This window comes from Roseateles sp. P1_C6, from assembly GCF_056406315.1.
Genome location: NZ_JBFUAK010000004.1, coordinates 329,970 through 348,726 on the forward strand (window position 1 = coordinate 329,970; position 18,757 = coordinate 348,726).

The following is an 18,757-nucleotide window of genomic DNA, read 5'->3' on the forward strand; positions in this document are numbered from 1 at the left end:
ACCAATGCCTCGGGCGTCACCGGTACAAACCCGGTGATCGGGTGACAAAACGTTGCCGCGGCAGGTTTCTAGGGAGTTCCAGCCTTCGTCTCGGGTTGTCCTAGGGTTTGTGCGGCTGGGGCCGTGCACCGGGTCGACGCACAATCTTGAAAGCGCTTTCAAACCATGCCCGACTCCCATTCCCTCCACCGCCGGCACCTGCTCGCGGCCGCTCTCGGCGGCGCGGCGGGCCTGGCCCGTGCCAAAGAGCAGCCGCCGCTGACCGTGGCGGCCTTCCCGCTGGTCGATGTCATCGCCAAGGATTTGCTCAAGGGCTGGAGCGAACGCCACCCGGAGATCCGCGCCCAGGTCATCAGCCGCCAGTACGACGACCATCACACGGCGATGACGACAGCGTTATCCACGTCCGGCCACCTGCCCGACGTCATCGCGCTGGAGACCAGCTACCTGGGCCGCTTCTCGCTGGGCTCGGGCCTGGAGGACTTGTCGGCGCCGGCCTTCGGCGCGGAGCGCTTCAAGGACCGCTTCGTGCCTTTCGCCATCGAGACGGCGCGCAACCGTCAGGGCGCACTCGTTGCGATGCCCAGCGACGTGGGCCCCGGCTCGCTGTTCTACCGCGTCGACCTGCTGACGCAGGCGGGCCTGAAGGAGGCCGACCTGACGCGGTCCTGGGAGGACTACGTCGAGGCTGGCGCCCAGCTCAAGGCCAGGACCGGCGCCTACCTGATCGGCGACGTGCGGCTGCTGAAGAACATGATCGTGCGCGGCGGCACGCCGCCGGGCGAGGGCCAGTTCTTCGACAACCAGGGTCGCGCGCAGATCACGACGCCGCGCTTCGTGCGCGCGTTCGAGCTGGCCAAGAAGGTGCGCCAGCTCGGCCTGGATGCCCGCGTGGAGGTCTGGCAGAACGACTGGGCCGAGATGCTCAAGCGCGGCCGCCTGGCCACCGAGATGTCGGGCGGCTGGATGGCTGGGCAGATGGCCAACTGGGTGGCGCCCGGCACGGCCGGCAAATGGCGCGTGGCGCAGCTGCCCGAGAACACGTACTGCTCCTACGGCGGCACCTACTACGCCATCCCGCGCCGCTCGGCGCCGGAGAAGAAGCAGCTCGCCTGGCAACTGATCCAGGAGCTGACGATGGACCGCCAGCGCCAGCTCGACGCCTTCCGCTCGCAGGACGCCTTCCCCGCGCTGCTCGCCGCGCAGGAAGACCCGTTCTTCGACCAGCCCGTGCCCTTCCTCGGTGGCCAGCATGCGCGCGTGTTGTGGCGCGAGGCCGCGCGGCGCGTCCCCGTCGTCAAGATGCACAAGCAGCACAAGTTCGCCGACGAGGTCATCGACGCCGAACTCGACAGCGTGCTGGAGTACGGCAAGCCCATCCCCCAGGCCCTGGAAGACGCCCAGGCCCTGCTCGTCCACAGGGCCAACCGCTGATGAGCTTCCGCATCCCGTCCCGCTGGACGCCCTACATCCTGGTCAGCCCCTTCCTGATCCTGTTCGCCGTCTTCGGCCTGTTCCCGCTGCTCTTCTCGGCCTGGCTGGCCTTCCAGTCCTGGGAGCCGACCAGCGGCCTGGACTCGATGAAGTTCGTCGGTCTGGACAACTTCGTGTTTGCGCTGACCGACGGCTGGTTCTGGAAGTCGCTGCGCAACACGCTGTGGCTGGCCATCGCCTCGGGCGTGCCGCAGCACCTGGTCGCGCTGCCGCTGGCGGTGTTCCTGCACCAGGCCTTCGGCCGCTGGCGCGGCCTGTTCTCGGGCGCCTACTTCTTGCCCTACATCACGTCCACCGTCGCCATCGCGATGTTGTTCGGCTCCCTGTTCTCCACCGACTACGGGTTGGTGAACCAGGCGCTGCATGCGCTGTTCGGCACCGAGAACATCAACTGGATGCGCTCGCCGCAGGCCATCAAGCCGGCCGTGGCCATCATCGTGTTCTGGCGCTACGTGGGCTTCAACCTGGTGCTGTACCTGGCCGCGCTGCAGACCATCCCGCACGACCTCTACCAGGCCGCCAAGCTCGACGGCGCCAACGCCTGGCAGCAGTTCTGGCGCATCACGCTGCCGGGCCTCAAGCCCATGATCCTGTTCGGCGTGACGCTGTCGGTCATCGGCGGGCTGCAGATCTTCGAGGAACCCTTCATCCTGACCAACGGCAAGGGCGGCGCCGACCAGGCCGCGATGACCGTGGCCATGTACCTGTACCGCCTGGCCTTCGACTTCAGCGACTTCGGCGGCGCCAGCGCGCTGGCCTGGATCATGTTCGGCATCATTGCGCTGCTGACCTGGCTGACCAACCAGGCCTTCCGCGAGCGGTCCGGTGAGCGCGGGGTGAAAGCATGAAGCCGACGCCCAAGCTCGCGGCCTACGCCATCGTCGGCGTGGGCGCGCTGTTCATGCTCGCGCCGTTCTATTTCATGTTCGTGTTCGCGACCCAGTCGCGCACCGACATCTTCAACGTGCCGCCGCCGCTGTTCTTCAGCGACGAGCTGCTGAACAACATCAAGGTGCTGACGACGCGGCTGCCGTTCTGGAAGAACGTCGGCTGGAGCCTGTACGTGGGCCTGATGTCCACGGCGCTGACGCTGCTGTTCTGCTCCATGGCCGGCTACGCGTTCGCGATGCTGGAGTTCCGCTTCAAAAAGGCGCTGTTCGCGCTGGTCATGGGGACCATGATGGTGCCGGCCTTCATGAACATGATCCCCACCTTCATGGTCATGGACACGCTGGGCTGGATAGACACGCACCGTGCGCTGTACCTGCCCGGCGCGGCCAGCGCCTTCGGCATCTTCCTGATGCGCCAGTTCGCCGCCAGCACGGTGCCGCACGAGCTGCTCAGCGCGGCGCGCATCGACGGCGCCAGCGAGCTGGGCATCTACTGGCGCATCGCGCTGCCGCTGATGAAGCCGGCGCTGGGCACGCTGGGCCTGATCACCTTCATCAGTTCATGGAACAACTTCATGAATCCGCTGATCGTGCTGCGCAGCGCCGACAACTACACGCTGCCGCTGGCGCTGCGCAGCCTGTTCAGCACCACCAGCACCGAGTGGGGCGCGCTGATGGCCGGCTCGGCCATCGCGACCCTGCCCCTCATCGTCCTGTTCGTCGTGTCGTCGCGCCAGCTCATCGCCGGCCTGACCGCGGGCGCCGTCAAGTAAGCCAAGCCTCATGTCCCAAAGTCCCTTGCACCGCCAGTTCCCGCCCAACTTCGTCTGGGGCGTGGCCACCAGCAGCTTCCAGATCGAAGGCGCCGCCCATGAGGACGGCAAGGGCGAGTCCATCTGGGACCGCTTCTGCAAGCAGCCCGGCGCCATCGCCGACGCCAGCAACGGCGACGTCGCCTGCGACCACTTCCACCGTCTGGAGGAAGACCTCGACCTCATCGCGTCGCTGGGCGTCAACTGCTACCGCTTCTCCATCGCCTGGCCGCGCGTGCAGCCCGCTGGCCATGGCGCCTTCAACCCCAAGGGCCTGGACTTCTACGAGCGGCTGGTCGACGGCCTGAAGCAGCGCGGCATCCAGGCCTTCGCGACGCTGAACCACTGGGACCTGCCGCAAGGCCTGCAGGACCGCGGCGGCTGGAACGACCGCGACACCGTGCACCGCTTCGTCGACTACGCCCGCCACGTGCAGGCGGGCATCGGCGACCGCGTCGACGGCATCACGACGCACAACGAACCCTGGGTCGTCGCCGTGCTGGGCAACGAGCAGGGCAACTTCGCGCCCGGCATCAAGAGCCGCAAGATAGCCACGCAGGTCTGCCACCACCTGCTGCTCAGCCACGGCCTGGCGCTGCAGGCGCTGCGCGCCGACGGTGCCAAGAGCCAGCTGGGCATCGTGCTGAACCTGTCGTCCTGCATGCCCGCCACGGCCATGCCCGAGGACATCGCCGCCGCGCAGATGGCCGACGCGCGCGGCCGCCGCTGGTATGCCGACCCGCTGTTCAAGGGCAGCTACCCCGACGAGGTGATGGCCGAGCTGGGCGCCGACGCGCCCATCGTCGAAGCGGGCGACATGGCGGCGATCGCCCAGCCCATGGACTACCTGGGCGTCAACTACTACACCCGCACCGTCGTGTCGGCCAGCGGCGAGGACTGGAAGGCCAAGGAGCGCGGCCTGCCCGTGTCCGACATGGACTGGGAGATCTACGCGCCCGGCCTGGCCGACCTGCTGGTGCTGCTGCACCGCGACTACCCCGGCCTGCCGCCCGTCTACGTGACCGAGAACGGCGGCGCCTTCAAGGACCAAACGGTCGTCAACGGCCGCGTGCAGGACGACGACCGCATCGCCTACCTGCGCGACCACATCGCCGCCGTCGCCAGCGCCATGCGCCGGGGCGTGCCCATGGCCGGCTACATGGTCTGGAGCCTGATGGACAACTTCGAGTGGTCCAGCGGCTACCTGAAGCGCTTCGGCATCGTGCATGTCGACTACGACACCCAGGCCCGCACGCCCAAGGCCAGCGCCGAGTGGTACCGCCAGTTCCTGCGCGACTGGCGCGGCTAATCGGCCCCGCACGACACAACAAACGGAGACAAGACATGACCCCCATCACCCGCGCACCCAGCCCCTGGCGCAGCTTCCTGCCCGCCGTGACCGCCGTGCTGACCGCCTGCGGCGGCGGTGGCGGCTCGGCCAACGCGGCGCCGGCTCCCGCCACGCCCGCGGCGTCCACGCCCGCGCCGTCCAACAGCTGGACGCTGGTCTGGAGCGACGAGTTCGACGGCGCCGCCGGCACCGTGCCCAGCGCCACGAACTGGAACTACGACCTCGGCAACAAGGAAGCCAACGGCTGGGGCAACCACGAATTCCAGTACTACACGAAGAACGCCCGCAACGCGCAGACGGACGGTGCCGGCATGCTCGTCATCACCGCCGAAAGAGCCACCAACCCCGGCCCCTGCTGGAACGACAAGCCCTGCGAGTTCACGTCCGCGCGCATCCACACCAGCAACAAGGTCAGCTTCACGCACGGCAAGGTCGAGGCACGCATGAAGCTGCCTTCCGGCCAGGGCATCTGGCCCGCCTTCTGGAGCCTGGGGTCGGACATTGCCGCCAACCCCTGGCCGGCCTCGGGCGAGATCGACATCATGGAGTTCATCGGCAAGACGCCGACCGTCACCTACGGCACGCTGCACGGCCCTGGCTATTCCGGCGCGCAAGGCATCGGCAAGCCGCGCGAGTTCGGCGGGCCGGTGGACAAGGATTTCCACACCTACACCATCATCAAGCGGCCGGGCGAGATCATCTGGCAGGTGGACGGCGTGGAGTTCCACCGCCTCACGCCCGCCACGCTGACGGCGGGCGGCACCTGGGTCTTCGAGAAGCCCTTCTTCGTCATCCTGAACCTGGCCGTCGGCGGCGACTGGCCCGGCGCCCCGGATGCGACGACGCCGGCGACGGCGCAGATGAAGGTGGACTGGGTGCGGATCTACAAGGAAAACTGACCGCACAGCCCCCGCCAACCGTCTGCGAGGACCGACCCATGCCACGCCTGCTCTACGCCCTGACCCTGATCGCCGGTCTGCTTTGCGGGCCGGCCGCCCAGGCCGCCGAAGTGAAGACCGCCTTTGGCAGCTTCAACGCCCCGGACGGCGTGACGGTGGTGAACCGCGAGGAGAAGCCCGACAAGGCCGGCAGGCCGACCGGCATGGCGGTCTTCTCGCGCACCGACGACCCCAAGGCCGTCTTCATCGTCGTGTGGAGCTACGCCGAGCCCGACCCGGCCAAGCCCTACGACCCGCTGGACGGCGCCGTCAAGTTCGGCAACCCCTTTGACAAGAAGCTGACTCGCGACGCGGCCAGGCCGGTGTTGCTGGGCGGCGTGGAAGGCGGCCGCTACGAAGGCAAGCTGCCCAACGGCCTGCGTTCCGTCAGCTACGTCGCCACCCACAAAGGCTACCGCGTCATCGTGCTGCTCAAGGCACCGCCGGACAGCCCGTACAAGGAACTGACCGACGCTTTCGTGAAGGGCGTGGAAGGCTTTGCGTGGGCATTGCCGGCGGAGACACCGGCGTCGGCGCCGCAGCAGTAGCGGCGCGAGCCGCTGCCCCGTGCGGCGCGGAAAAAAGGCCCACCCCGGTTGGGGTGGGCCAAGAGGGCGCGGTGGGATCGCCGCGCACCTAGGAGCGGCGGTAGTCGCTCAGAAGCTGTGGCGGATGCCGGCCACGACTTCGGTCAGGTTGCGGTTGTTCGCATCGGTCAGGCCCACGGGGATGGTGCCGGCCGCGCGGCTGGCATAGCCCACGCCGTCGTTCTTGAAGCGGGTCACCGAGCTGTACAGCGCCGTGCGCTTGGACAGGTCGTACTGGTAGCCCACGCCGAACGCCTGGGTCTTGCCGTCGGCGAGCGCGCCGTCGTTCTTGCTCTCGACGTACTGGCCCTTGAAGAGGTGCTGGCCCAGCCGATAGCTGGCGCCCAGCCAATAGCCCTTGCCGTCCTTGTCGGCGGGGCTGCGATCGTCGACCTGGATCACGCCGCCGTTGAAGCGGTAGTTGCCCCAGTCGTAGGCGGCGGCTGCCGACACGGTGCGCAGGTTCTGGCCCAGCGCATCGGCCTTGTCCTCCACCACGGACAGCATCGCATCGACGCCGTGGCCGGTGTAGCGGCCGTAGACGTCGGCGATGCGGTTGCCGTTGGTGTCGCCCGCCACTTCGCCCATGCCCCACAGGGCGCCGACACTGAAGCCGCCGTAGTTGACGGACTCCAGCTTCACCGAGTTGTTGACCCGCGCCGGGCCGCCGTTGCCGGTGGCTGAGTTGCTGCCGCCGCGCACCGGCTCGTAGCCGCCGAAGCCGCCGATGACGGCCGTGCTGGCACCCGTGCCGACGTTGGAGAACTGGCTGAAGTCGCTCGTCAGCGTGTAGATGCTGCCGTACTGGCGGCCCAGCGAGACCTTGCCGTAGGGCGTGCCCAGGCCGACGAAGGCCTGGCGGCCCCAGAAGGCGTTCTGGCCGTAGTTGCCGTCATCGACGTTGATGCCGGACTCCAGCGTGAAGAAGGCTTTCAGGCCGCCGCCGAGGTCTTCGCTGCCGCGCAGGCCGAAGCGCGAACCGGACAGGCCGCCCGACTGCACGCGCGTCTGCTTGGAGGCGCCGTCGAGCAGTTGCACATTGGCGTCAAGGATGCCGTAGAGCGTCACCTGCGGGCCCGAGGTTTGGGCGAAGGCAACGGAGCTGGCCGCCAGGGCCAGCGCGGAGAGAGCAAGGGTCTTGTACTTCATGGACTCGTCTTTCGGGGGGCTTGGGGCCGCCGATGGGCGACCGCACAGGCCGGCACATCAGGGATGCCCCAAGGATCAAAAGACCGAGACCGTGGAACGGACTGTTCCGGATTCGCCGTCAATGGCGGGGAGGCGCTGCGTTAGCCTCGAGCGAACCCGCCCCGCGACCCGCTCAATCGCGGCGGAAGGCGATGTCCACGTCCGCCGTGCGCGCCTGCGCAAGGGGGGCGAACTGCCATTGCAGGATGGCATCGGTGGCAGGTTTTGCCAGGCGGCGCGGCACGGTGGCTGCGGCTTCGGCGCGGCTCACCGTGCCGTCGGTCTGCACCGTCAGGCGCACGCGGACATTGCGCGAGCCGGCGCCCAGCGTGGCCTGCAGCGCCGGCGTCAGCACGGGCGCCACGAAGTGCTGCATGCGCAGCGGCACCTCGTCGGGCTCGTCGGTGTCGGTGCCCTGCTCGGTCGGGGCTGCCTGGGCCATGCCGACGGGCTCTTCGCCCTGCGTGGCGACGGGCTGCCCCAGCCAGGGGTTGGGCGAGGGCTCCGGCGCCGGTGGTGCGGTTTCCGCACCGGTCGGGTTCGATCCGGCGGGCTCGGAAGGCAGCGCCAGCGCGGTCGCAGGTGGGGGCGCGGGTCGGGTCGGTCGTTCGGTTCGCGGCGCGGGTGGGCGCGGCTTGCTGGCGGCCGCATCGGCCGCGGGCTTGCTGCGGATCGAGTGGAACTTGATGACGCTGAACACCCGCTCCGCTTCACGCTGGGCCCGCTCCTCGGCCGCGCTGAGGGCTGAGGGGCTGATCTGTGCCACGGCCAGCAAGGGCAGGGCCAGGGACAGGGTGGTCAGCAGGCGCGGAAGCAGGGCGGGGCGTTCGGACATGGGCGTGGGACTCGGCGGGGCCGGCGATTGCAGCAGCTTTTCATGACAGTCTTGCAAGTGCCGTGCCGTGCCGGGCAGCGCCCGTCAGGCCGCCAGTCGTTCGCCGGTGGCGTTGAACCACAGCGTCTTCGTCCGGTCGAAGCGGAAGCTGGCCCCGGCGCCTTCCTGCACTGCCGGTTGACCTGGCAGCCCGGCGGACATCGTGCTGGCCGCGCAGCTCAGCCGGACGACGTGCTGGTTGCCCAGGAGCAGCCCCAGTTGCGCCTCGGCCTCAAAGTCCTGACCGGCGCCGGCGCGGTTGTCCGGTCTCTCGTCGACCTCGGCCGGCGTGACGGTCCGGGGTGAGGCCCAGGTGCATGGCGACGCTGCGCGTGGCCAGCGTCATCGCCTCGACCTGGTCGCGGGTCAGCTGCGGCGCAAGTGGCGCCGCATGCCCAGCGCTAGCAAGCCGCCGGCCCACAGCACCACGACGGCCGGCTCGGGAACGGGCAGCAGCCCGCCGGGGCCGTAGCCCGTGCCGGAGGCGGACAACACCGAGAAATCGTTGACCGCCACGCCGCCGGCGCTGGCGCTGATGCCCGTCAGCAGCGCGCTGCTCATGAACGCCGAGTCGAGCGAGCTGCCGTTGCAGCAGGGCGAGACCGACGTCAGCAAGGCCACTTCGACTTCGAAGGGCACGCCCCACTGGATGCCGAAGTGGGCGGTGCTGAGCACCTCGGCCGAGCCCTGCAGGCTGCCGGGCGACAGCACGAAGGCGCCGGGCAGGCCGGTACCGCCCCCGCGCACGTAGGGCAGGCCGTCGTTGACGACCGTGCCCATGAACGAGAACCACGGGCCATAGGCCGCATTGCCCACGCTGTTGCCCACGCGGATGCCCAGGCCGATGTCGCCCTGTTGGGAGTAGGGCGCGTTGGGCAGGCTTTTCAGCACGCCGTCGATGAGGAAGGCGAAGTCCACCGTGCCCGCCGTGCCGGCCGCGACGCCGGGGTTGTTCAACGTCAGCGTGTCCTGAAAGCGCGCGAAGCCGGCCGTCTGGCGGTAGGTGGACGAGGTGGATGCGCCGGTCATCGTGCCGCTGGCGGCCACGCCCAGGCGACCGTAGTCCGCGCGGGCGCTGGCCTGGCCGACAAAGCTGCCGCCGCCCACCGGCGCAGCGACGCTCTGCTGGGACGTCAGCGGCCCGGACGCGGCGGTCTTGTCGTCGATGCCGCCGCCCAGATTGCAGGCGGCGAAGCCTTCGGTGGGAATGGCGACGCCGGCGAACCAGCCGCGGCCGATGGTGGGGCCGCTGGTGGCGCAGGCAAAGGGGCTGCCGCTGCCGGAGGCGATGCCGCCCACCGCGCCGGCATAGGCCTGCAGTTCAGCGGCCACCGCCGGCTGCATGGCCGCCGCGGCGGCGCACAGGCAGAACGCCCAGACGGATGACAGTCGGCGGGGCTGATGAAGGGGCAGGCGCATGGCGGTTCTCCACGCCGGCGGACCGGCCGCGCCATGCTATGAGCGGCCGCGACCGGCCGGCACCCCTATAAGGCCCTGGCCCTGTTGACCTTGGGGGGCGCTGGTCAGGCCTCGACGCGGTCCCCGGCGGCGTCGAACCACATCGTCTTGCCCGCATCAAAGCCAAACCTGACCTTGGCGCCTTCCTGCACCTCGGGCTGCCCCGGCAGCACGGCCGACACGGTGCTGCCCGCGCAGCTCAGCCAGACGACATGCTGGTTGCCCAGCGGCTCAACCAACTGCACCTCGGCCTCGAAGGCTTCGCCGGCGCCCACGCGCACGTTCTCCGGCCGGATGGCCAGCGTCAGCACCTCGCTCTGAGGCCGTGACGCGAGCACGGCGGGCAGCGGCACACTGAACGCGGGCGACGCGAACACACCGCCCTCGCCGACCTGGCCCTCGATGCGGTTGATGGCCGGCGACCCGACGAAGCCCGCCACGCGCAGGTTCCTCGGCTTCTCGTACACCTCGGCCGGCGTGCCGATCTGCTGGATGACGCCCTGGTGCATGACGACGATGCGCGTGGCCAGTGTCATCGCCTCGACCTGGTCATGGGTCACGTAGATCATCGTGTTGCCCAGGCGGCTGTGCAGCAGCTTGAGCTCGCGGCGCAGGTCGGTGCGCAGCTTGGCGTCGAGGTTGGACAGCGGCTCGTCCAGCAGCAGCACCTTGGCTTCGCGCACCACCGCGCGGCCGATGGCGACGCGCTGGCGCTGGCCGCCGGACAGCTGGCCGGGCTTGCGCTCCAGCAGGGCCGTCAGCTGCAGCATGTCGGCCGCGGCGGCCACGCGTTTCTCCAGCTCGGCCTTGGGCGTCTTGGCCATCTTCAGCGGGAAGGCCAGGTTCTCCTTCACCGTCATCGTCGGGTACAGCGCATAGCTCTGAAACACCATGCCCACGCCGCGCTGGCTGGGCTCAGCGCGGGTCATGTCCTGCTCGCCGATGTGGATGCTGCCGCCGCTGACCTGGTTCAGCCCGGCAATGGTGTGCAGCAGCGTGGACTTGCCGCAGCCCGAAGGGCCCAGCAGCACGAGGAACTCGCCGCTGTTGACGTCGAGGTCGAGGCCTTTGATGACCTCGTGGTTGCCGAAGCGGATGCTCAGATCCTGGATGTGGACGCGGGTCAAGGGAGTCTCCTGTTGTTCTGCAAGGTCAGGGCCAGCTGTTGCTGCGCCCTCTCGACCGGGATGTCTCGGTTCCAGTAGTCGCTGACGACACGTTCCAGCGCGCTCAGCTCGGCGGGTGCCAGCAGCATCTCGGTGTTGCCCACCAAGCGGCCGGCATCGCGCAGCGCGGCCGCACCTGCTTGAGCGCAGGCGTCGAGTGTGCGGGTGTCGACGTCGGTGCGCACGGGCACCGAGCCCTTGCGGGCGCTGAAGGCCAGCTGCGTGGCCGGCGCCGTCGCGACGCGGGCCAGCAGCCGCTGGGCCGGCAGCGCGGCGCCGTCCTTGCTCTTGGGGAAGACCAGCACGTCACCGTCAACGATGTAGGGCGAGCGCGGGCTCAGGCCCGGCGTGCAGCCGTAGTCGCGGCCGGGCAGCTGGCCGGCGGCCGTGAACTCGCCCTTGACCCAGTCACCCATGAACTGCAGCCCGGCGCGGCCGCTGATCAGCAGCGCGGTCGTGTCATGCCAGTTGCGGCCGGGCGAGGCGGCGTCCACATAACGGCGCAGCCGCTTGTAGTTGACGAGCACCTGGCGCAGTGGGTCGCCCTGCAGCGCCGTGGCGTCACGGTCGCGCAGCACGGCGAGGTAGAGCTCGCGCCCGCCCTGGTTGGCCAGCATCGCGGCAAACAGGTTCAGGTCCTGCCAGGGCTCCCCGCCGTGGGCCAGCGGCACCAGGCCGGCCGTCTGCAGCCTGTCCAGCGTGGTGAAGAGTTCATCGACGCTGCGCGGCTCCTGCTTGACGCCGGCTTTGGCCAGCGCGGCCTTGGAGCTCCACAGCCAGGCCGGCATGTGGACGCTGATGGGCGCGGCGTAGATGTGGCCGTCCACGCGCACGGCGTCCAGCAGCACGGCCGGCAGCACCTCGGCCCAGCGGCCCTCGGCCGCGACGTCGTCCAGCGCGTTGAGCCGGCCCTGGCGCGCCAGGCGCAGAAACGGCTGCGACGGGTTGAACTGCGCCGCCGTGGGCGGGTTGCCGGCGGTGATGCGCTCCGTGACGGCCGCCCGCGCCTGCTCGGACGCGACCACCGCCAGGTCGCGCCACTGGCCGCCGGCCGCGCGGTAGGCGTCGGCCAGCGCATGCATGGCCGCCGTCTCGCCGGGCGAGGTCCACCAGTGGACGACGTCCGCCTGCGGCCCGGCCTGCGCCGCGCCCAGGGCGCAGAGCAGCGCAGGGGCGAGGGTGCGCGCGCGGAGCATGCCGGCATCATTACCGATAGTTAATAAACTTAATATCGTATTAACCATGAGGCGTCGCCGACTAAAGTCCGGGGCCATGAACCTGCTGCTCGCCGAAGACGACGCCCTGCTGGCCGATGCGCTGCAGCAGCAGTTGCTTAACGCGTCGTTCAAGGTCGAGTGGGCCGAGAACGGCGCTGTCGCCGAGTACCTGCTGCGCAAGCAGGACTTCGACGTCGCCATCCTGGACCTGGGCCTGCCCATGGTGGACGGGCTGACCGTGCTCAAGCGCGTGCGCGAGGCCGGGCGCACGCTGCCCATCCTCGTGCTGACCGCGCTGGACGCGCTGGAGCACCGCGTGGCCGGCCTGCAAGCCGGGGCCGACGACTACCTGACCAAGCCCTTCGACTTCCCGGAGCTGGAGGCGCGCCTGCATGCGCTGATGCGCCGCGGCCGGCCGGCCGGTGCCGCGCAACAGCTGCGTGGCCTGACGCTGGACCGCGCCGCGCGGCGCGCCAGCATCGGTGGCGAGCCCGTCGAGCTGAGCCCGCGCGAATGGACGCTGCTGGACCTGCTGCTGGCCGAGCGCGACCGCGTCGTCACCAAGGCGCAGATCGCCGAGGCCTGGGGCAGTGACGATGGTGGCTCGCTGGAGGTCTACATCCACCGCCTGCGCAAGAAGCTCGAAGGTTCGGGCCTGGCGGTGCGCACCGTGCGCGGGCTGGGCTATCTGCTCGAAGCCACCGCGTCGCCGTGAGCAAGCCGGCCGGCCGCTCGCTGCACCGGCAACTGCTGCTGTGGCTGCTGCTGCCGCAGATCGTGCTGTGGCTGGTGGCGGCCTTCGGCGCCTACCGCGTGGCCAGCCGCCATGCCGACGAACTGGTCGACGCCAGCCTGCTGCAGGCCGCCCGCGCGCTGGCCCGGCAGATCAAGCCCACGGCCAGCGGCCTGTTCGTGGACCTGCCGCGCTCGGCGCAGGACATCCTGGCCGCCGACCCCGAGGACCGCGTCATGTACGCGGTCAGCTCGCCGCCGGGCCAGTTGCTGCTGGGCGACGCGCGCCTGCCGCCGCCGCCGGGCGTGCCGGCGCTGGACGCGCCGGTGTTCTTCGACGCCACCGTGCCCGAGCCGATGCGTGTCGTGTCGCTGGACCTGCACCTGGGCGCCGCCGGCGCGGCCGACTCGACGCTGCGCGTGCAGATCGCCCGCGCCAGCGCGCCGCGTGAGCTGCTGGCACGGCGCATGCTGCTGGACACGGCGCTGCCGCTGTCGCTGCTGATCGGGTTGATGAGCATGGGGGTCTGGGCCGGTATCCGCCGCGGCCTGAAGCCGCTGGCCGAGCTGCAGCGCCAGATGGAGGGCCGGCGCGCCGACGCGCTGGACCCCGTTCAGCTGCAGGCCGCGCCGCCCGAGGTGGGCGCCCTGGCCGGCGCCGTCAACGAGTTGCTGGGCCAGGTGCAGCAAAGCCTGGCGACGCAGCGCCGCTTCATCAGCGACGCGGCCCACCAGTTGCGCACGCCGCTGGCCGGCCTGAAGAGCCAGACCGAGCTGGCGCTGGACGCGACCACCGAACCCGCGCTGCGCCAGCGCCTGGCCCGCGTGCATGAGAGCGCCGTGCGCGGCGCGCGGCTGGTGTCTCAGCTGCTGGTGCTGGCGCGCGCCGAGCCCGAGGCCGCGGCGACCCAGGGCTGGGCCGCGGTGGACTGCGGCCGGCTCGTGCGGGAGACGACGGCCGACTGGGTGCCGCGCGCGCTGGCGGCCGGCTGCGACCTGGGCGCCGACGTCGCCGACGAGGCAATCACCGTGCAGGGCGTCGAGCTGCTGCTGCGCGAGGCGCTGGTCAACCTGATCGACAACGCGGTGCACTACGCCGGCCGCGGTGCGGCCATCACGGTGCGGCTGCGGCGCGCGGGCGACGACGTGTGGATCGACGTCGAGGACAACGGACCGGGCCTCGCGCCCGAGCTGCGCGGGCGGGCCTTCGAGCGCTTCGTGCGCGGCAGTACGCGCGGCGAGGGCTGCGGCCTGGGCCTGGCCATCGTGCGCGAGATCGTGGAGCACCACGGCGGCAGTGCCGAGCTGCTGTCCGCCGCACCGCACGGCTGCATCGCCCGGCTGACGTTGCCAGCGGCCTAGCCGGCCGTCTTCAGCAGCTCGGCCATGCGCGCCAGCGCCTCGTCGACGCCTTCGGGCGCGACGCGGCCAAAGCCCATCAGCAGGCCCTCCTGACCCGCCGCAAATGCCTGCAGCGGGTACAGCCCCACATCCACCCGCCGCGCCAGCGCCGCGAGCTGATGGGCGTCGATGGCGGCACCGGGCTTGAACAGCGCGGCCTGGTGAAAGCCGGCCTCCGCGGGCAGCAGCGTCAGCCAGGGCGCCAGCGTGCCGGCAAAGCCCGCCATCAGCCGCTCACGCCGGCGTGCGTACTCGGCCACGCAGCGGCGCAGGTGCTTGCGGTAGTGGCCCTCGGCCATGAAGCGCGCAAGCGCGTGCTGCAACAGGCTGGGGCCGTGCACGTCGGCCAGGTGCTTGGCATGCAGCAGCGCTTCGCGCAGCGCCGGCGGCGCGATGACGTAGCCCAGCCGCAGCGACGGCGCCAGCGTCTTGGAGAAGCTGCCGACGAAGGCGACGCGGCCGCCCGTGTCCAGCCCCTGCAGGCTGTCGCGCGGCTGGCCTTCGAAGCGGAACTCGCTGTCGTAGTCGTCCTCGATGACGACGGCGCCGGTGCGCGCCGCCCAGCCCAGCAGCGCGCGCCGCCGTGCCGCGCTCATCGCCACGCCCAGCGGGAACTGGTGGGCCGGCGTCGTGTAGACCAGCTTGGCCTCGGGCGGCAGCGCCTCCGCCACCAGCCCTTGTGCGTCCACCGGCACCGGCACGATGTGCGCGCCCTGCGCCTGCAGCAGCGCGATGACCGGCGGGTAGCCCGGCGACTCGATGGCCGCCGTGTCGCCCGGCCCGACGAGCACGCGCACCAGCAGGTCGAAGGCCTGCTGCGCACCCTGCGTGACGATGACGTCGGCGGCCGTGCAGCGCACGCCGCGGGCGTAGGCCAGGTGTTCGGCGATGGCCTCGCGCAGCGCGAGGTGGCCGGCGGGCGGCGCGTGCGCCACGCCCTGGCCCAGAGAACGCTGGGCCGCGTGCAGGTGGCGGCGCCAGTCCTCGTGCGGGAACAGCGCCGGCTCCGGCGAGCCGCCGATGAAGTCCCAGCGCGCCAGCGGGCTGTCGGCAAAGCGCAGCAGCGGCACGGGCAGGGCCTGGAAGGCGGCGATGCGCGCGGCGCTGGCGAGGCTGACGGCGGTGGCCGCGGGCCGCTCGGCTTCCGCGGCCGGCAGCGCGCGCACGAAGCTGCCGCGACCGCGCCGGGCTTCGATGAGCTGCTCCAGCGTCAGCCGCTCGTAGGCCTCGGCCACGGTCTGGCGCGCCAGGCCCAGCTGCTCGGCCAGCAGCCGCGTGGGCGGCAGCTGCGCGCCGGTGGCCAGCCGCCCGCTGCGGATCAGGCCGCGCAGCTGGCGCAGCAGCTGTTCGCCGCGCGGCTGAGCGGGGTCGATGACGATGTGGAGATCCATCCGGTGGACTGGTCGAAATGGTCGGGATTGGACTGCTCTGGTTGGCGTGTGGGATTCAACATTCCCTCACCCCAACACCACCCACCGGAGCATCTCATGAGCACCCCCCGCATCGACTTCTACAGCGCCTCGCCCGCCGCCATCAAGGCCATGCTGACCTTGGAAGGCAGCGTCACCAAGCTGGGCCTGGAGCCCAGCCTGCTGGAGCTGGTGAAGATGCGCGCCTCGCAGCTCAATGGCTGCGCCTTCTGCCTGGACATGCACAGCCGCGACGCCCGCAAGGCTGGCGAGAGCGAGCGCCGCCTGCACGTGCTGCCGGCCTGGCGCGAGACGACGCTCTTCACGCCGCGCGAGCAGGCGGCGCTGGCCTGGACCGAGGCGCTGACACTGGTCACGCAAGGCCACGCCAGCGACGCCGACTACGCGCTGGCCAGGGCCGAGTTCAGCGAGGCCGAGCTGGTCAACCTGACGCTGGCCATCGTCACCATCAACGCCTGGAACCGCTTCGCCATTGGCTTTCGCAGCCAGCTGCCCGAAGAGAAGTGATTCAGGCGTAGCGGTCCACGCCGTTGACGAGCCGGTCGCGCAGCCGCGGCTCGTTCAAGGCCTCCAGCCACCAGGCCAGCGCCCGGCCGTCGCCGGCGCGCCAGCCCAGGTACAGCGTGTTGGGCTCGCGCGGCACGGTGACGGGCTTGGCCACCAGCTCGCCCCGCTGCAGCAGCGAGGCCACGCGCGCCTCGGGCAGCCAGCCCACGCCCAGGCCCGCGCGCTGGGCGTCGATCTTGGCGGTCATGCTGGGCACGGCCAGCGTCGTCTGGCCGGCGCTGTGCCCGTAGGCACGGCCATCGCCGCGGCGTGAGCTGTCGGCCACGACGACGGCGCGGTGCGCCTGCATCTGCTCGGTCGTCAGCGGCCCCTTGGCCTTGGCCAGCGGGTGGCGCGGCGACACCGCATAGACCCAGCTCAGCGCGCCCAGCTCGCGCCACTGCACGCCGGCCAGCGCGGGCGGCTCGTTGGTCGCGCCGATCACCAGGTCGGCGCGGCCCTCGGCCAGCGCCTCCCAGGTGCCGCCCAGCACCTCGTGCGTGATGCGCAGGCTGACGCCCGAGGCCAGCGCGTCGAAGTCCTGGATGACCGGCACCAGGCTCTCGAACGCGATCAGCTCGTCGGTGACGATCCACAGCCGGTCCTCCCAGCCCTTGGCCACCTGCGTGACGCGGCGCGTCAGGCGCTGCATGTCGTCGCGCAGCCGCGCGGCCTCGCGCACCAGCAGCGCACCGGCGGCGGTCAGCTGCAGCCGGTAGCGGCGGCGGTCGAACAGCAGCGCGTCGAAGCGGGTCTCGATCTGGCGCAGCGTGTACGACACGGTGGACGGCGCCTTGCCCAGGCTGGCCGCGGCGCGCGACAGGCTGCCGCTCTCGCGGATGGCTTCCATCAACTGGATCTCGTCGTCGCTGAGCATGATGTTCGAAAGCCTTGCACGAGTCGGCCAACGCGGCCGGACGTCAAAAGGGATGGTGAATCCGAGTATCGAGTCCACGGCAAACCCGCCGCGCACTCACCGCAAGGAAACCATCATGTCCCGCTTCACGAACAAGACCGTCCTCGTCACCGGTGGCACCTCCGGCATCGGCCTGGCCGCCGCCCGCGCCTTCAAGGCCGAGGGCGCTCACGTCATCGTCACCGCCCGCCCGGGCAAGCAGCACGCCGCCGAAGGCTTCGAGCTGGTGGCGCTGGATGCGTCCGACGTGCTGGGCGCCAAGGCCCTGGGCGCGCACCTGGCCGCCGCCGGCCGCACGCTGGATGCCGTCTTCGTCAACGCCGGCATCGCCGAGTTCGCGTCGCTGGCCGACGCGAGCGAAGACCTGTGGGACCGCACGTTCAACACCAATGCCAAGGGCGCCTTCTTCCTGATCCAGGCGCTGCGCCCGGTGCTGGCCAAGGGTGCGTCCATCGTGCTGAACGGCTCCATCAACGCCCACATCGGCATGCCCAACTCGGCCATCTACGCCGCCAGCAAGGCCGCGCTGATCTCGCTGGCCAAGACGCTGTCGGCCGAGCTTCTGCCGCAGGGCGCGCGCGTCAACGTCATCAGCCCCGGCCCGGTCGAGACGCCGCTGTACGGCAAGCTGGGTTTCGATGTCGAGACGCTGAAGACCGTCGCCGCGCAGATCCAGAGCCAGGTGCCGCTGGGCCGATTCGGCACGCCGGACGAGATCGCCGCCACGGTGCTGCACCTGGCCGCGCCGGAGTCCGCCTTCATCGTCGGCACGGAAATCATCGTCGACGGCGGCATGAGCCAACTCTGAGGAGAACCACCATGAAGCGATTCATTGCCGCCCTGGCCGCCGTGCTGTTCGCCGCCGGCGTTCACGCCGCCACCATCGAAGACCGCCATGCCACCGCCAACGGCGTGCAACTGCACTACCTGCAAGCCGGCGCCGGTGCCGAGACGCCCGTCGTGCTGCTGCACGGCTACGCCGAGACCAGCCGCATGTGGCGGCCGTTGATGGACCAGTTGGCCGACCGCCGCGTCGTCATCGCACCGGACCTGCGCGGCGCCGGTGGCTCCGCCAAGCCCGAGGGCAGTTACGACAAGAAGACGCTGGCGCAGGACGTGCACGCGCTTGTTCAAAGCCTGGGCCACCGCAAGGTCAAGGTCGTGGGCCATGACATCGGCCTGATGGTGGCCTACGCCTATGCGGCGCAGTTCCCCGACGAGGTCGAGAGCGTGGTGCTGATGGACGCCTTCCTGCCCGGCGTGGGCGACTGGAAGAACGTCTGGCTGCTGCGCGACCTGTGGCACTTCCACTTCCATGGCGAGACCGCGCTGCAACTGGTGGCCGGCCGCGAGCGCATCTACTTCGAGCACTTCTGGAATGACTTCGCGGCTGACAGGACGCGCTCGCTGTCCGAAGCCGACCGCCGGTTCTACGCGGCGGCCTATGCGCAGCCGGGCGGCATGAAGGCGGGCTTCGGCTACTTCAAGGCCTTCGAGCAGGACGCGGCCGACTTTGCCGGCTTCGCCCAGGGGAAGCTGCGGCAGCCCATGCTGGTGCTGACCGGCGAGAAGGCGTCGGGCAGCTTCCTCATCGAGCAGGCGAAGCTGGTCAGCGCCCAGGTCGAAGGCGTGGTCATCCCGGGCGCCGGCCACTGGCTGATGGAGGAGGCCCCCGCGCAAACCATGCCGCGCCTGGTGGACTTCCTGAACCGCAAGTGATCGCTGCGGTGCGGGTGGCGACAATCGCGGCATCCACT

Annotated in this window: 18 protein-coding genes; 11 read left to right on the forward strand and 7 right to left on the reverse strand. The window is 70.5% G+C overall.

Going from position 1 to position 18,757, the window contains the following annotated elements:
• Positions 1-165 precede the first annotated feature (165 nt).
• The 6 genes from AC1D29_RS10195 to AC1D29_RS10220 are packed head-to-tail and all read left to right on the forward strand — an operon-like array spanning position 166 to position 6,033.
• Positions 166-1,434, forward strand: coding sequence for an ABC transporter substrate-binding protein (locus AC1D29_RS10195; RefSeq protein WP_477896816.1), 1,269 nt, complete (start codon positions 166-168; stop codon positions 1,432-1,434).
• Positions 1,434-2,342, forward strand: coding sequence for a carbohydrate ABC transporter permease (locus AC1D29_RS10200; protein ID WP_477896818.1), 909 nt, complete (start codon positions 1,434-1,436; stop codon positions 2,340-2,342). The genes AC1D29_RS10195 and AC1D29_RS10200 overlap by 1 nt, the downstream gene beginning before the upstream one ends.
• Complete coding sequence (locus tag AC1D29_RS10205; RefSeq protein WP_477896820.1) at positions 2,339-3,157, forward strand: carbohydrate ABC transporter permease; 819 nt, start codon at positions 2,339-2,341, stop codon at positions 3,155-3,157. The genes AC1D29_RS10200 and AC1D29_RS10205 overlap by 4 nt, the downstream gene beginning before the upstream one ends.
• Before the next feature lie 10 nt (positions 3,158-3,167).
• On the forward strand, positions 3,168-4,505 hold the full coding sequence (locus AC1D29_RS10210; RefSeq protein WP_477896822.1) for a GH1 family beta-glucosidase: 1,338 nt from the start codon (positions 3,168-3,170) through the stop codon (positions 4,503-4,505).
• Between the two features lie 35 nt (positions 4,506-4,540).
• Positions 4,541-5,446: a glycoside hydrolase family 16 protein gene (locus tag AC1D29_RS10215; RefSeq protein ID WP_477896824.1), complete on the forward strand. Its 906-nt coding sequence runs from the start codon at positions 4,541-4,543 to the stop codon at positions 5,444-5,446.
• Positions 5,447-5,484: 38 nt separating this feature from the next.
• Positions 5,485-6,033, forward strand: a complete 549-nt coding sequence (locus AC1D29_RS10220) for a hypothetical protein (protein WP_477896826.1) — start codon at positions 5,485-5,487, stop codon at positions 6,031-6,033.
• Positions 6,034-6,141: 108 nt separating this feature from the next.
• Here AC1D29_RS10220 and AC1D29_RS10225 read toward each other — a convergent pair whose 3' ends face one another.
• The 5 genes from AC1D29_RS10225 to AC1D29_RS10245 all read right to left on the reverse strand — a co-directional run bounded on the left by AC1D29_RS10225 (position 6,142) and on the right by AC1D29_RS10245 (position 11,954).
• Positions 6,142-7,221 (reverse strand): porin, encoded by a 1,080-nt coding sequence (locus tag AC1D29_RS10225; protein ID WP_477896828.1) that lies wholly within the window; start codon positions 7,219-7,221, stop codon positions 6,142-6,144.
• A gap of 172 nt (positions 7,222-7,393) precedes the next feature.
• Positions 7,394-8,095: an energy transducer TonB gene (locus AC1D29_RS10230; protein WP_477896830.1), complete on the reverse strand. Its 702-nt coding sequence runs from the start codon at positions 8,093-8,095 to the stop codon at positions 7,394-7,396.
• A gap of 405 nt (positions 8,096-8,500) precedes the next feature.
• Positions 8,501-9,553, reverse strand: a complete 1,053-nt coding sequence (locus AC1D29_RS10235) for a hypothetical protein (RefSeq protein ID WP_477896832.1) — start codon at positions 9,551-9,553, stop codon at positions 8,501-8,503.
• A 104-nt stretch (positions 9,554-9,657) separates the two neighbouring features.
• Positions 9,658-10,719, reverse strand: coding sequence for an ABC transporter ATP-binding protein (locus tag AC1D29_RS10240; RefSeq protein WP_477896834.1), 1,062 nt, complete (start codon positions 10,717-10,719; stop codon positions 9,658-9,660).
• Positions 10,716-11,954, reverse strand: coding sequence for an ABC transporter substrate-binding protein (locus AC1D29_RS10245; protein ID WP_477896836.1), 1,239 nt, complete (start codon positions 11,952-11,954; stop codon positions 10,716-10,718). The genes AC1D29_RS10240 and AC1D29_RS10245 overlap by 4 nt, the downstream gene beginning before the upstream one ends.
• A gap of 76 nt (positions 11,955-12,030) precedes the next feature.
• Here AC1D29_RS10245 and AC1D29_RS10250 point away from each other — a divergent pair, with 76 nt between their 5' ends.
• Both AC1D29_RS10250 and AC1D29_RS10255 read left to right on the forward strand, forming a co-directional pair.
• Complete coding sequence (locus AC1D29_RS10250; RefSeq protein WP_477896838.1) at positions 12,031-12,690, forward strand: response regulator transcription factor; 660 nt, start codon at positions 12,031-12,033, stop codon at positions 12,688-12,690.
• Entirely contained in the window at positions 12,687-14,069 is a 1,383-nt protein-coding gene (locus AC1D29_RS10255) for a sensor histidine kinase (RefSeq protein ID WP_477896840.1), read from the forward strand. The genes AC1D29_RS10250 and AC1D29_RS10255 overlap by 4 nt, the downstream gene beginning before the upstream one ends.
• On the opposite strand, the gene pdxR is transcribed toward AC1D29_RS10255, so the two are convergent.
• Positions 14,066-15,499 carry a MocR-like pyridoxine biosynthesis transcription factor PdxR gene (gene pdxR, locus AC1D29_RS10260; RefSeq protein ID WP_477896842.1) on the reverse strand — a complete coding sequence of 478 codons (1,434 nt, stop codon included), beginning with the start codon at positions 15,497-15,499 and terminating at the stop codon, positions 14,066-14,068. The two genes, AC1D29_RS10255 and pdxR, sit on opposite strands and share 4 nt — an antisense overlap.
• A 96-nt stretch (positions 15,500-15,595) precedes the next feature.
• Between pdxR and AC1D29_RS10265 the strand changes: the two genes are divergently transcribed.
• Positions 15,596-16,045 (forward strand): carboxymuconolactone decarboxylase family protein, encoded by a 450-nt coding sequence (locus AC1D29_RS10265; RefSeq protein WP_477896844.1) that lies wholly within the window; start codon positions 15,596-15,598, stop codon positions 16,043-16,045.
• A gap of 1 nt (position 16,046) precedes the next feature.
• Here AC1D29_RS10265 and AC1D29_RS10270 read toward each other — a convergent pair whose 3' ends face one another.
• On the reverse strand, positions 16,047-16,961 hold the full coding sequence (locus AC1D29_RS10270) for a LysR family transcriptional regulator (protein WP_477896846.1): 915 nt from the start codon (positions 16,959-16,961) through the stop codon (positions 16,047-16,049).
• 115 nt (positions 16,962-17,076) lie between these two features.
• On the opposite strand from AC1D29_RS10270, the gene AC1D29_RS10275 reads away from it, so the two are divergent.
• Positions 17,077-17,808 (forward strand): SDR family oxidoreductase, encoded by a 732-nt coding sequence (locus tag AC1D29_RS10275; protein WP_477896848.1) that lies wholly within the window; start codon positions 17,077-17,079, stop codon positions 17,806-17,808.
• Between the two features lie 11 nt (positions 17,809-17,819).
• Positions 17,820-18,719 (forward strand): alpha/beta fold hydrolase, encoded by a 900-nt coding sequence (locus AC1D29_RS10280; protein WP_477896850.1) that lies wholly within the window; start codon positions 17,820-17,822, stop codon positions 18,717-18,719.
• The last annotated feature ends 38 nt before the right edge of the window (positions 18,720-18,757 follow it).

Coding starts and splice junctions, on each gene's coding strand:
- AC1D29_RS10225 (WP_477896828.1), bottom strand. CDS start 7,221: ATGAAGTACAAGACCCTTGCTCTCTCCGCGCTGGCCCTGGCGGCCAGC.
- AC1D29_RS10200 (WP_477896818.1), top strand. CDS start 1,434: ATGAGCTTCCGCATCCCGTCCCGCTGGACGCCCTACATCCTGGTCAGC.
- pdxR (WP_477896842.1), bottom strand. CDS start 15,499: ATGGATCTCCACATCGTCATCGACCCCGCTCAGCCGCGCGGCGAACAG.
- AC1D29_RS10220 (WP_477896826.1), top strand. CDS start 5,485: ATGCCACGCCTGCTCTACGCCCTGACCCTGATCGCCGGTCTGCTTTGC.
- AC1D29_RS10250 (WP_477896838.1), top strand. CDS start 12,031: ATGAACCTGCTGCTCGCCGAAGACGACGCCCTGCTGGCCGATGCGCTG.
- AC1D29_RS10280 (WP_477896850.1), top strand. CDS start 17,820: ATGAAGCGATTCATTGCCGCCCTGGCCGCCGTGCTGTTCGCCGCCGGC.
- AC1D29_RS10270 (WP_477896846.1), bottom strand. CDS start 16,961: ATGCTCAGCGACGACGAGATCCAGTTGATGGAAGCCATCCGCGAGAGC.
- AC1D29_RS10215 (WP_477896824.1), top strand. CDS start 4,541: ATGACCCCCATCACCCGCGCACCCAGCCCCTGGCGCAGCTTCCTGCCC.
- AC1D29_RS10245 (WP_477896836.1), bottom strand. CDS start 11,954: ATGCTCCGCGCGCGCACCCTCGCCCCTGCGCTGCTCTGCGCCCTGGGC.
- AC1D29_RS10230 (WP_477896830.1), bottom strand. CDS start 8,095: ATGTCCGAACGCCCCGCCCTGCTTCCGCGCCTGCTGACCACCCTGTCC.
- AC1D29_RS10265 (WP_477896844.1), top strand. CDS start 15,596: ATGAGCACCCCCCGCATCGACTTCTACAGCGCCTCGCCCGCCGCCATC.
- AC1D29_RS10210 (WP_477896822.1), top strand. CDS start 3,168: ATGTCCCAAAGTCCCTTGCACCGCCAGTTCCCGCCCAACTTCGTCTGG.
- AC1D29_RS10235 (WP_477896832.1), bottom strand. CDS start 9,553: ATGCGCCTGCCCCTTCATCAGCCCCGCCGACTGTCATCCGTCTGGGCG.
- AC1D29_RS10205 (WP_477896820.1), top strand. CDS start 2,339: ATGAAGCCGACGCCCAAGCTCGCGGCCTACGCCATCGTCGGCGTGGGC.
- AC1D29_RS10195 (WP_477896816.1), top strand. CDS start 166: ATGCCCGACTCCCATTCCCTCCACCGCCGGCACCTGCTCGCGGCCGCT.
- AC1D29_RS10275 (WP_477896848.1), top strand. CDS start 17,077: ATGTCCCGCTTCACGAACAAGACCGTCCTCGTCACCGGTGGCACCTCC.